The sequence below is a fragment of the Providencia sp. UF-224 genome (assembly GCF_058245955.1).
In genome coordinates this window covers 113,369-125,653 of sequence record NZ_JBSICC010000001.1, presented here as the reverse complement: position 1 = coordinate 125,653, position 12,285 = coordinate 113,369, and the positions used below count along the sequence as shown (strand labels likewise).

Annotated in this window: 7 protein-coding genes; 1 reads left to right on the top strand and 6 read right to left on the bottom strand. The window is 45.3% G+C overall.

Annotated elements, in window-relative coordinates:
• Positions 1–109 precede the first annotated feature (109 nt).
• Genes baeR through AC4IFO_RS00615 form a run of 5 tightly spaced genes read right to left on the bottom strand, consistent with a single transcriptional unit; the run spans position 110 to position 9,656 of the window.
• A complete protein-coding gene (gene baeR, locus AC4IFO_RS00635) occupies positions 110–805 on the bottom strand; it encodes an envelope stress response regulator BaeR (RefSeq protein WP_490730975.1) in 696 nt (231 codons plus the stop codon).
• 2 nt (positions 806–807) lie between these two features.
• On the bottom strand, positions 808–2,196 hold the full coding sequence (baeS, locus tag AC4IFO_RS00630; protein ID WP_490730973.1) for an envelope stress sensor histidine kinase BaeS: 1,389 nt from the start codon (positions 2,194–2,196) through the stop codon (positions 808–810).
• The gene (gene mdtC / locus AC4IFO_RS00625; RefSeq protein WP_490730971.1) at positions 2,186–5,287 is read right to left on the bottom strand and encodes a multidrug efflux RND transporter permease subunit MdtC; all 3,102 of its coding nucleotides are present in this window, start codon (positions 5,285–5,287) and stop codon (positions 2,186–2,188) included. Before mdtC ends, baeS begins: the two co-directional genes overlap by 11 nt.
• The gene (locus tag AC4IFO_RS00620; RefSeq protein WP_490730969.1) at positions 5,287–8,409 is read right to left on the bottom strand and encodes an MdtB/MuxB family multidrug efflux RND transporter permease subunit; all 3,123 of its coding nucleotides are present in this window, start codon (positions 8,407–8,409) and stop codon (positions 5,287–5,289) included. Before AC4IFO_RS00620 ends, mdtC begins: the two co-directional genes overlap by 1 nt.
• A complete protein-coding gene (locus AC4IFO_RS00615; protein WP_490730967.1) occupies positions 8,409–9,656 on the bottom strand; it encodes an MdtA/MuxA family multidrug efflux RND transporter periplasmic adaptor subunit in 1,248 nt (415 codons plus the stop codon). Before AC4IFO_RS00615 ends, AC4IFO_RS00620 begins: the two co-directional genes overlap by 1 nt.
• A gap of 400 nt (positions 9,657–10,056) precedes the next feature.
• Between AC4IFO_RS00615 and AC4IFO_RS00610 the strand changes: the two genes are divergently transcribed.
• Positions 10,057–10,347, top strand: coding sequence for a hypothetical protein (locus tag AC4IFO_RS00610; RefSeq protein WP_490730965.1), 291 nt, complete (start codon positions 10,057–10,059; stop codon positions 10,345–10,347).
• A gap of 73 nt (positions 10,348–10,420) precedes the next feature.
• On the opposite strand, the gene AC4IFO_RS00605 is transcribed toward AC4IFO_RS00610, so the two are convergent.
• The gene (locus tag AC4IFO_RS00605; protein ID WP_490730963.1) at positions 10,421–11,776 is read right to left on the bottom strand and encodes an MFS transporter; all 1,356 of its coding nucleotides are present in this window, start codon (positions 11,774–11,776) and stop codon (positions 10,421–10,423) included.
• Between the last annotated feature and the right edge of the window lie 509 nt (positions 11,777–12,285).

The following is a 12,285-nucleotide window of genomic DNA, read 5'->3' as shown; positions in this document are numbered from 1 at the left end:
TATCAAGTCAGCACCATTTCAGGGGAAATGGCGTATTAAGGGCGGTGATTTTAACGCTAATTGCGTCAAAAACCAAATATCCCTTAATAAAAGTACGTCTATTGAGTATTTAAACGTCATCCCAGCGATAACCTAACCCATAAATTGAGCGAATAAAGGTTTTTTCGTTATCTAATGACTCTAATTTGCGACGTAAGTTTTTTACGTGGCTATCAATTGTACGGTCTGTGACGACCCGGTGGTCATCATAAAGAATGTCGAGAAGCTGATCGCGGGAGAACACTGTGCCTGAGTTATCGGAAAGAAACTTGAGCAACCGAAACTCAGCAGGGGTGAGCTCAAGCAATTTTGGCCCATAACGCACTTGGAACGCATTTTCGTCAATAATCAGTTGTGTTGAATTATTGGATTGAGAGGGCGCCATGGCAACTTGGCAACGGCGCAAAATGGTTTTAACTCGAGCAACCACTTCCCGTGGGCTAAAGGGTTTGCAAATATAGTCATCAGCACCAATTTCTAGCCCTAATAATCGGTCTATTTCCTCTGTTTTCGCCGTCACCATCACGATAGGCACATCACTGAATTTGCGTAATTCACGGCAAACCGATAACCCATCTAAGCCGGGTAGCATTAAATCCAATAATATCAGGTCAGTATGGTTATTTTGCACATAAGGAATAACCTCATCGCCACGACTTAATAAGGTGGGGAGGTAATTCGCCGCTTGCAGGTAATCAAATAACAGTTGGCCTAATTTAGGTTCATCTTCCACAATCAAAATATGGCCATTGTGACTTTCTGCCATGATCAAACCCCTTTTTCCTGAGATTGTATCGGTAATGTGATAGTGATTTTGACACCGCCAAGGGATGAAGGCGCAGCGGTGATAGTGCCATTATGCGCTTCAACGATATTATAGCAAATGGCTAACCCCAAGCCTGAGCCACCACTAGCACGGTTACGGGAACCTTCCGCACGGTAAAAACGTTCGAAAATATGTTGGCATTGCAATGCTGTCAGGCCCGGCGCGCTATCTTGCCAAACAATGGACAACTGATGGTGTTGCTCTGTGACATCAATGGTAATTTGCCCCTCAGGATCCGTATAACGCAGGCTGTTTTCCATCAAATTATAGAATAATTGATTAATGCGATCTGGGTCAGCAAACACGATGGCGTGTTCAATGAAGTGACGAAAAACTGTCAATTGTTGGTCTTCAATGCGCCAACGGGATTGCCCAATGACCATATCCAGTAAAGGAATAATATCAATAGGTTGCTTACGATAAATCAAAGAGCCACGGTCAGAAAGCGACAACTGATGCAAATCATTTACCAGCTTAATCAGCGTGTGTGTTTCATTGAGGAGAGAATTAATGGTTTCCGGTGTCGCTTGGCGTACACCATCTTGCACTGCTTCTAACTCCCCCCGTAAAACGGACAATGGGGTGCGTAGCTCATGGGAAATATCCGCCATATAATCTCGGCGCATTTGCTCATTTTTTTCGAGAGTAGAGGCGAGGTGATTGAAATCTTTCGCTAATTGACCTAATTCGTCTCGGCCTTCTTCGGGTACGCGAGTGGTAAAGTCACCGCGTGCTAACTGGTTAGTGCCTTCAAGTAAGCGTTTAATTGGCTTTAAAAAGCTGCGAGCGAGAAAAATAGTAGCGATCAGCGCCACAAACAGGGACAGCCCCGCAATCACCCAGCTGGTATACAGCTGTTTGCTGTCAAAGCGGCGGTCAAGAGCACTGCTGATACCGTCTTCATAGCTGGCAACCAGCCAACCCACGGTTTTCCCGTCATCGGTGATAATCGGTTCACGGATCACTTTGTTTGGCGGCGTGATTTCTTTACCAAAAATCAGTCTATCTTGCGAGTCATAGACCCAAAATATCGTCCGCCAGCGTTGGCGCATAGGGCCACGGTGTTGCTGGTGCTCAACTGAGCGTAAAATGCGGAAAAAAGTGCGTTCATCGCCTAATAAAAAGCGCCAATTTCCCGTTTCTTGATATTGTTCCGCAAGGGCTGCTGATACCTGCTCAACCCGTTGTTGGTCATTTTCTTTAATATAATCAACGAAGCCATGTTGGAAACTCATGCGCACGCCTTGGTGCATGATCACCACGAGCAGCAAACAGGTAGCGAAGATAGCCAGAAACAGGCGGGTACTCACACTGTTAAATCTAAGCTTCATGGCGTTTCTCCGTTTTAAGGCGTGACGCTGTTTTTCTGCTTGCCCAACGCTGTCTTAAGCTATCAAAGCTTAAATACACCACGGGAGTGGTGAACAGCGTGAGCAGCTGGCTCATGATCAAACCGCCCACGATGGTGATCCCCAGCGGTTGGCGTAATTCTGCACCATCACCACTACCTAAAACTAAGGGTAAAGCACCAAAAATTGCAGCCAATGTGGTCATCAAAATGGGGCGGAAACGCAATAAACTGGCACGGAAAATGGCTTCACGAGCGGTTAAACCCGCAGTTCGTTGAGCTTGGATAGCAAAGTCCACCATGATGATGGCATTTTTCTTCACGATACCAATAAGCAACATGATGCCAATTAAGGCGATTAAACTAAATGGAGTATCAAATAATTCTAAGGCTAATAATGCACCGACCCCCGCAGACGGTAAAGTGGATAAAATCGTCAGTGGATGAATGTAGCTTTCATACAAAATACCGAGCACTAAATAGACGGTGACGATAGCTGCTAAAATCAAAAATAGCTGAGATTTTAAGGTTTCTTGGAATACCTGCGCCGTACCCGCAAAGGTGCCTCGTACCGTCGAAGGCACGCCAAGGGCCGTCATGGTTTTTTCAATTTCGACCATCGCATCGTTTAGTGTGTAGCCATCTGCCACGTTAAAACCGATGGTGGATGCAGCGGATAACCCTTGGTGATTCACGCTAAGTGGTGCATTAGCGGGTTGCCAACGCGCAAAGTAGGAGAGGGGGATCGCTTGCCCGGTTTTGTTAATCACAAACATTTTATCAAGGGCGCTGACATCTTGGGTATATTCGGGCGCGACTTCCATCACCACTTTATATTGGTTCATAGCTTCATAGATGGTGGAAACTTGGCGCTGGCCAAAGGCGTTATTCAGTAAACTGTTGGCTTCACGTACGTCGATCCCTAATTGTGCCATCAGGTCTCTGTCATATGTGATGGCCATTTCGGCGCCTTTGTCTTCTTTATCGGAGTTCACGTCGGTTAACTGTGGAAGTTCACCTAACGCTTTACGGATAGCGGGCTCCCAGTCTCGCAGTGCGTTAAGTTCATCGGCAAGCAAGGTAAATTGGTAGCTGGCATTTGCTTGGCGACCGCCGACACGGATATCTTGCACAGGCATCATAAATAAGTTTGCCCCTGGCTCATTGGCAAGCTTGGCGCGTAAACGGTTGATAACCATCGCTGAATTTTCAGTGCGCTCCCCAAGAGGTTTCAGGGAGATATACATAAAGCCACTGTTAACGCGGCTGCCACCCGTAAACCCAGTCACATTATCGATAGCCGGGTCTTCTTTAACCTGCTCCATAAAGCGGGTCATTTTTTCTTTCATCGATTGGAACGAAATACTTTGGTCAGCACGGACAAAGCCCAATACTCGGCCTGTATCTTGTTCAGGGAAAAAGGCTTTAGGAACCGTGATATACAAATAAACATTGAGCCCAATAGTAGCAAACAAAATGGCTAATACGCTGCGGCGGTGGTTTAACACCCAGTTCAGTGCAACACCATAGCGTTCTTGAACCCACAGTAAAACACGGCCAAAGCCACGGTGCTTGGCTTTGACATTTTTCCCGCGTTTTTTGAGCAAATAGGCGCACATCATCGGGGTCAGGGTGAGGGAAACAACCAATGAAATTCCAATGGCGGTCGCAAGGGTGATGGCAAACTCACGGAAAAGCCGACCAACCAGCCCATCCATCAAGAGGAGCGGGATAAATACTGCCACTAAGGAGATACTCATGGAAACCACGGTAAAACCGACTTCGTGTACCCCTTTGACGGCAGCCATAAAGGGTTTCATGCCATTTTCAATATGACGGGAGATATTCTCCAGAACCACTATGGCGTCATCGACCACAAAGCCCGTGGCAACGGTCAACGCCATTAAAGATAAGTTATTAAGACTAAAGCCGCACAAATACATGGCAGTAAAAGTCCCAATTAACGAAACGGGTACGGCAATAGCAGGAATTAAGGTGGCACGCCCAGAGCGCAGGAACAGCAGAACCACTAAAATAACCAGTGCGACGGCGATTAATAGGGCACGTTCAACTTCCGCAAGGGAAGCACGAATGGTCGGTGTTCTATCCTGGGCAACTTTGAGGTCAATGGCGGCGGGGATCATATCTCTAAATTCTGGGATTTCAGCCCGAATGCGATTGACCGTTTCAATAATATTGGCACCCGCTTCACGGCGAATAACAATCAAGATGGCGGGCTTGCCATCTGCCATACCCGCGGCACGGACGTTTTCAATGGAATCTTTTACATTGGCAACATCACTGAGCTTAACTGCATTACCAGCCTTATAGTGGACAATAATAGGGCGGTAATCGGCGGCTTTTTTCAGCTCATCGTTGGTTTGTACCTGATAGCGTTTTTCGTTGTCGTTAATGTAGCCTTGGGGTTGACGTACGTTAGCGCTGCTAATCGCTGAGCGCACGGCATCAAGGGAGACACCTTGGTTGAATAATGCGGTTGGGTTTAACTCGACACGCACTGCGGGAAGTGAACCGCCGCCCACAGACACTTCACTGACGCCTTCAATTTGAGCAATGCGTTGGGCAAGGCGTGTCGAGGCGATATCATAAATTTCCCCTGTCCCCATGGTTTGCGATGTCATGGTTAAAATCATGATAGGGGCATCGGATGGGTTCGACTTGTAGTACCGCGGGCGGCTCGGCATGCCGCTAGGTAACAGGGTTTGGGCGGCATTAATGGCAGCTTGGACTTCACGGGCCGCGTTATTGATATCTTTATCGAGGTTAAATTCAAGGGTAATGGTGGTGCGACCCAGCGCGCTGCTTGAGGTCATCTCGCTGATCCCTGCGATGCTACCTAATGAGCGTTCTAGCGGGGTTGCAACGGAAGATGCCATAGTTTCAGGTGATGCACCAGGAAGTGACGCTGTCACGTTAATCACGGGGTAGTCCACTTGGGGAAGTGGCGCGACAGGTAAAAAGAGAAAGCTTAATGCGCCGCACAAGGTGATCGCCACACTAATCAGCGTGGTAGCAACGGGGCGGCTAATAAACAGGGCAAAAAAGCGTTTCATTACGACACCTGCGCCTTATTCATTTGACGACGTGCTTTTAGGTAATGTGACAAACGGTCAAATAACAAATAAATCACTGGAGTGGTGAACAGCGTTAATATCTGGCTCATAATCAAACCACCCACCATGCAAATCCCCAGAGGTTGGCGCAATTCAGCACCCACACCCGTACTGAGCATTAATGGCAATGCACCTAGCAGAGCAGCCATTGTTGTCATCAATATTGGGCGGAAACGTAATAAACAAGCTTGATAGATGGCATCGTAAGGAGACATGCCTTGCTCTCGCTCTGCGGCGAGTGCAAAGTCAATCATCATGATGGCGTTCTTTTTCACGATACCAATCAATAAGATAATCCCTATTACCGCGATCACATCGAGGTCTTTTCCTGCCATCATTAAGGCAAGAAGTGCCCCCACGCCCGCCGTCGGTAAGGTGGAAAGGATGGTAATTGGGTGAATAAAGCTTTCATATAAGATACCCAGTACAATATACATCGCCACAATCGCCGCTGCGATTAGCCAAATGGTGCTGCTTAAGGCGGCTTCAAAGGCTAAAGTGGCACCTTGGAATTGCGTGGTAATGGATTTTGGCATCGAAATTTGTGATTCCGCGTGCTTGACGGCATTAACTGCGGATTCTAGAGACGCACCCTCGGCCACATTAAATGAGAAGGTGACGGCTGGAAATTGGTCAAGGTGATTAATCGCCAATGGGCCATAACCCTCTTGAATATTCACTAAGGTGCTCAGTGGTACAATAGCGCCATCAGTGCCTTTTAAGCGGATATCATTCAGGGCATCCAGCCCATCACGAGTTTGCGTATCATGTTCTAAAATAACGCGATATTGATTCGATTGGGTGTAAATGGTCGAGATCATGCGCTGGCCGAAGGCATTGTACAGCGCGTTATCGATGGATGACATGGTAATGCCAAAACGGCTTGCCGTGTCACGGTTAACATTCACGTAAGCGACTAACCCTTTATTTTGCCAATCGCTACTCACGTCGGTCAATTCAGGTTGTTGCTCTAACTCACTCATCAACTTAGGTACCCACGTCGACAATTCATCGAGGGTGCCCGCTTGCAGGGTGAATTGATATTGAGTACGAGCAACTTGCGTATCAATGGTTAAATCTTGCATTGGTTGCAGGTATAAATTCACCCCAGCAATGTTATCAACGGATTGTTGCAGGCGAGCAATAATCGCCACCACGCGATCTTCACGGTCATCAAGGGGCTTCAAGGTAATTTGAATGCGTGCGTTATTCAGTGTTGCGTTTGTACCATCAACACCAACGTAGGTTGTGACGTTGTCAACGGCAGGGTCGGCGAGGAGCTTGTCCGCGACTTCTTGCTGTTTTTGCGCCATCGCAGAAAACGAAATGGACTGCCGACTTTCAATGGAGCCTTGGATAATGCCGCTGTCTTGTAATGGGAAGAAGCCTTTTGGGATCCACATATACAGCAAGACGGTAAGCACCATGGTGCCGAGTGCAACGGACAGTGTGAGCCATTGGTGGTTTAAAATTCGCTTCAGCCAAACGGCATAACCTGCCACCATACGGTCAAAGAATCGCTCACACGCTAACTCAAAACGGTTATGTTTATGCTGTGATTCTGGCTTTAATAGCCGTGCGCACATCATTGGGGTTAAGGTGAGGGACACCACCGCTGAGATCAAAATAGCGACAGCAAGGGTAATGGCAAATTCACGGAATAAGCGGCCAACAATATCCCCCATAAACAGCAGCGGGATTAACACTGCGACAAGGGAGAAGGTCAGGGAGATAATGGTAAAACCGATTTCTCCTGCACCTTTTAATGCGGCAACCAGCGGTTTATCCCCTTGCTCTAAATAGCGAGAGATATTTTCGATTACCACAATTGCATCGTCCACCACAAAGCCGGTGGCGATGGTCAGCGCCATTAATGTCAGGTTATTCACGGAAAATCCGCAAAAATACATCACCGCAAAGGTGCCCACTAATGAAAGGGGAACCGCAATGCCGGGGATCAACGTGGCAATACCATTACGTAAAAAGAGATAAATAACCATAACAACCAGCGCGATAGCTAACATCAACTCAAATTGTACGTCGTTGACTGATGCGCGAATGGTGCTGGTTCTATCCGTTAAAATATCCACATTAACGGATTTAGGGAGGCTTTCAATCAGTTCGGGCAATAATGTGCGAATAGTATCCGTGGTTTCTATGACGTTTGCACCGGGTTGGCGCTGAACGTTAATCACGATAGCTTGTTCGTTGTTTGCCCATGCCCCCAAGTAGGCATTTTCAGCGCCTTCTTTAATGGTCGCAATATCCCCAAGGCGCACCGGTGCGCCATTTTGGAATGCCACAATTAACTTGCGGTAATCCTCAAGGGATTTCATTTGGTCGTTGGCTGAAAGAGTCACTGCGCGTGTTGGACCATCAAAGCTCCCTTTGGCGGAATTGACGTTGGCATTATTAATGGCGACACGAATGGTTTCGCTGTCTAGCCCTTTGGCGGCCATCGCTTGTGGGTTCAGGTTCACACGGACGGCAGGGCGCTGACCACCCGCGAGCGTCACTAAACCAACGCCATTAACTTGGGAAATCTTCTGTGCAATACGCGTTTCGATAATATCTTGTACTTGAGTTAACGGCATCGCATCGGATGTTACTGCCAGCGTTAAAACAGGCGGATCCGCGGGGTTCACTTTGTTATAAATCGGGGGATAGGGTAAATCCGATGGAAGTAGGCTGCTAGCGGAATTAATGGCAGCTTGCACTTCTTGCTCGGCAACTTCTAATGGCAATGAAAGTTGGAACATCAAGGTGATGACGGACGCGCCACCTGAGCTTTGGGATGACATCTGTTTCAAACCTGACATCTGCCCAAACTGGGTTTCAAGGGGAGCGGTAACCGCGGAGGTCATCACATCAGGGCTTGCGCCGGGGTACAGGGTGACAACCTGAATTGTTGGGTAATCGACCTCAGGTAAGGCGGAAACAGGTAAGAAGCGATAGCCAATGATCCCTGCTAATAAAATCGCTACCATAAAAAGAGTGGTCGCAACAGGGCGTAAAATAAATAGGCGAGAAGGGCCGCCGCCTTTCAACGTTTCAGGCCGCATTACGCTTTCTCCGCGCTAGACGGTTTACCTTTGCGAGGTTCTTTGTCTTTTTTAGTTAGGCTTTCAGGGGTAACGACCTCAACAGTAGTACCATCAGTGAGTTTATCAACGCCGTCTGTAATGACTTTTGTATTAGCAGCTAAACCACTTTCAATCACCACTTGTTGGCTATCTTGCATACCTACCGTTACAGTATGCTTGCTGACTTTGTTATCCTCACTGAGGATCCACACATAATGGCCTTCATTACCCATTTGTAATGCGGCGGTAGGGATAACCACAGCATCTTGTAAGGTTTCAACCTGCATCTTCACATTAACAAATTGATTTGGGAACAATTTTTGTTCTTCATTGGTGAAGCGCGCTTTAATTTTTAATGTGCCAGTAGCTGCATCAATTTGGTTATCAGTACTGAGCAATTCGCCACGGGCAATCAGTGCAATATTATTGCGGTCCCAAGCTTCAATCAGCACATTTTTACTGGTTGCTTGGGCTTGTTGGATTGCTGGGATGTCCCCTTCAGGTAACGCAAAAAGCACATCCGCAGGTTGAGTTTGGGTGATCACCACAATCGGTGTCGAAGTCCCAGAGGAGACAAAATTCCCCACATCCACCTGTTTTAACCCTACGCGGCCTGAGATAGGGGCGGTGATTTTGCTGTAAGTTAATTGCAATTTGGCGCTGTCGACCGCGGCTTGGTCAACTTTAATACTGCCTTGGGCTTGCAATACTAACGCACGCTGGTTATCCAGTTCTTGTTGTGAAATAACTTTTGTGCCCGCTAATTTCTGGTAGCGCGCTAAATCCAATTGGGCATTGGCAAGCGTTGCTTTATCTTTTGCCAGTTGGCCTTCTGCTTGGGCTAATTGTACTTCAAACGGGCGAGGGTCAATTTGTGCCAGTAAATCCTCGGCATTGACATATTGCCCTTCGGTGAAATAGAGCTTCATCAATTGCCCTTCAACGCGGCTAGTGACGGTCACGACATTGGCCGCTTGAACGGTTCCTAAGCCAGATAAAAACCGTGGTACTACTTTTTGTTCTGCAACAGCAAATTGTACAGGCGCTAACACGCGAGGTGGACGCCCCATCGCGCTGCGTGAATTGGGTTTGGCAACAGCACTTGAGTTAGGCGTGTCTGTTGCTTTTTCTTGATTGTAAAAATACCAAGTGGCTCCGGCTGCCACAATGATGGCAACAAAAATAGCAGAGCGAGTAAAAGATTTGCGGCGATTTTGCTTATTCATTTTTGGACATTCGCTTAACTCAAAAGAGTGGATAAAATTAGTCTGGCTTTGAGGCAAAAAACTAACTGAAAAGAGTCAGTTACACATACTAATAGTTTAGCCTGATAGGTACAAAGAAAAATGGAGGAATTATGAATAAGTGTCAATTTATGTGGAGGAAAACACAGGGATTTGTCATGTAAAACGAACAAATTTTTTTTAGGACAATCTCTAAAATTTCAAATGAGAAGTATTATCATTTGAATTCAAAGGATTATGTCTTCCATATATAATTTGGATATGAATTATATCGGTTTATATAAATAAAAAATTAGTTAAAAAAGAACAAAAATAATATTGTGTTTACGTGCAAAGCACAAAAAAAATTTACTTAACTCAATATAATAAAAGGATTTTATTTATGGCGTTACTCGATATGATGAACTTCGCTGAAATGGCGCATGAAATTGCAAATACTGCAAAAAGTAAAACTGAAAAGGGCGCAGTTACCGCCGGTTTAGACGCTGAAATTGCAGAATTTGGCCGTGATTTGCACAGTTTCTTTGGTCAAACTGTAAAAGACATTCAGCAGTTGGAGACATTGGTTTCCTCCTCTGCACATTTTAAACAAGATGATAGCGTCGCAAATCAAGCGCCTGTAGAAGTTAATTATTTAGAAATGGCTTTTGCATTACCAATCGTAACTTTGTAATCAGCCTATAAATAAAAATGGCCTCTGTTTGAAATTAAACAAGAGGCCATTTCACTGGTGTATAACAGATTAACTACTGAGTAGCACTGGTATTTAATACAGGTGCACGATCATCCGTTTGGTTTTCTTTTGCAGTCCAACCTTTCCAAGACAGTGGTAAGAATGCAACGGCAACCGCTAACAATGACACGCCCGCGACATAATATGCTGGTGCCATGTGAGATTGCTGTAACCATGCCCCTGTTAAGATTGGGGTTAAGCCACCAAAGATGGCGTAGGCAACGTTATAAGCGAACGACAGGCCTGAATAACGAATTTCAGGTGGGAACGCACGGGTGCTGATAATGGGGGTTGTTGCAATTGCACCGACAAAGAAGCCCATCAAGCCATAGTTAAAGATTAAAGTACTGGCCGCAATATCCGTTGATAACGACGAATAGAAATAAATCGCGGTGACAGCCAAGCCACCCCATGACAAGGTCATTGACGTACGCGTACCTGTTTTATCCCCTAACCAACCCCAGAAAATACAGCCTAAGGTTAAGGTTAATGTTGCAGCACAGTTTGCTTGCAACGCAATATTACGGTCAATATTGTAGATACCTTTTAAAACCACGTCTGGCGTCATCAAAATCGTTACAACAATCGCAGTGGATAATGACCATGTCAGTGCAGCGGTGATCATACAGGCTTGTTTATGGGATTTAATAACGGTTTTTACTGGTAATTCTTGGGATAATGCTTTCTTCGCCGCTAACTCTTTAAAAATAGGTGTTTCTTGTAAAAAGCGACGTAAATACACAGAGATAAAGCCAAAAACACCACCTAAAATAAACGGAATACGCCATGCAAAATCATGCACTTCAGCAGTGGTATAGGTGCGTTCGATGATAATCGCCACGATTGAGCCTAGTAAGATACCACCAGTGATCCCAGACGTTAACGTACCAACACCTAAGCCGTAGCGTTGTTTTGGCGTATGTTCAGCAATAAATACCCATGCGCCCGGCATTTCACCCCCGATAGCAGCACCTTGCATAATACGCATTAATAATAATAACAGTGGCGCTGCGGCACCAATGGTTTCGAATGTCGGCAAGAAACCGATAACAAACGTTGGAAACGCCATCAAGAAAATACTTAAGGTAAACATTTTTTTACGGCCAATTTTGTCTCCAAAGTGAGCCATAATAATGCCGCCAAGTGGGCGAGCAAGGTAACCTGCAGCAAACAAGCCGAGTGTCGCCATTAGCGCGAGAAATTCATTATCCCCAGGGAAAAAGAGCTGAGAAATAATTTTCGCGTAAAAGACGAAAATAACGAAATCATAAAATTCTAGTGTGCCGCCCAAAGAGGACAAGCCTAACGTTTTATAATCTTCTTTGCCCAACGGTCGCGCCGAGGGCTGGCTAGCTGTTTGCGATGTCATAGTACTATCCTTCTAAAATACCTGAAAATACCACGATGATATAAATTCAGGGTAACAAGCATTTACTCAAAATAATGAGCCAATCATATTTATTGGGTGCAGATAAGAGGTCGAAAACGTTGGATGGGTATAACGTAGTTCAATACACAGTATCTTTTTGCATACCCATATTTATAGCAGGAAATTCTATATTCTGTAAACCGCAACACTGAAAACAAGCATAACATTCCTATTAGTTTTCTTTGTTAGGACTTAACATCTAATATGGATATAAATAACCTTATATGATGTTATGAATACGTAATTTGCAGAATATCGTATATTTAAAATGGCAATATATTTAGCTAATTATGATTAATTTAATAATTCCTTACTATTTAATATAATGAATTACGCACTAAATATAATTAATTGAATATTATTTTTAATGAATATAATGGATGAACACGCTAATAAAATAATAAATACATCGTAAAGTAATTTGTTTGATGATTCAGATTTGGAATGTT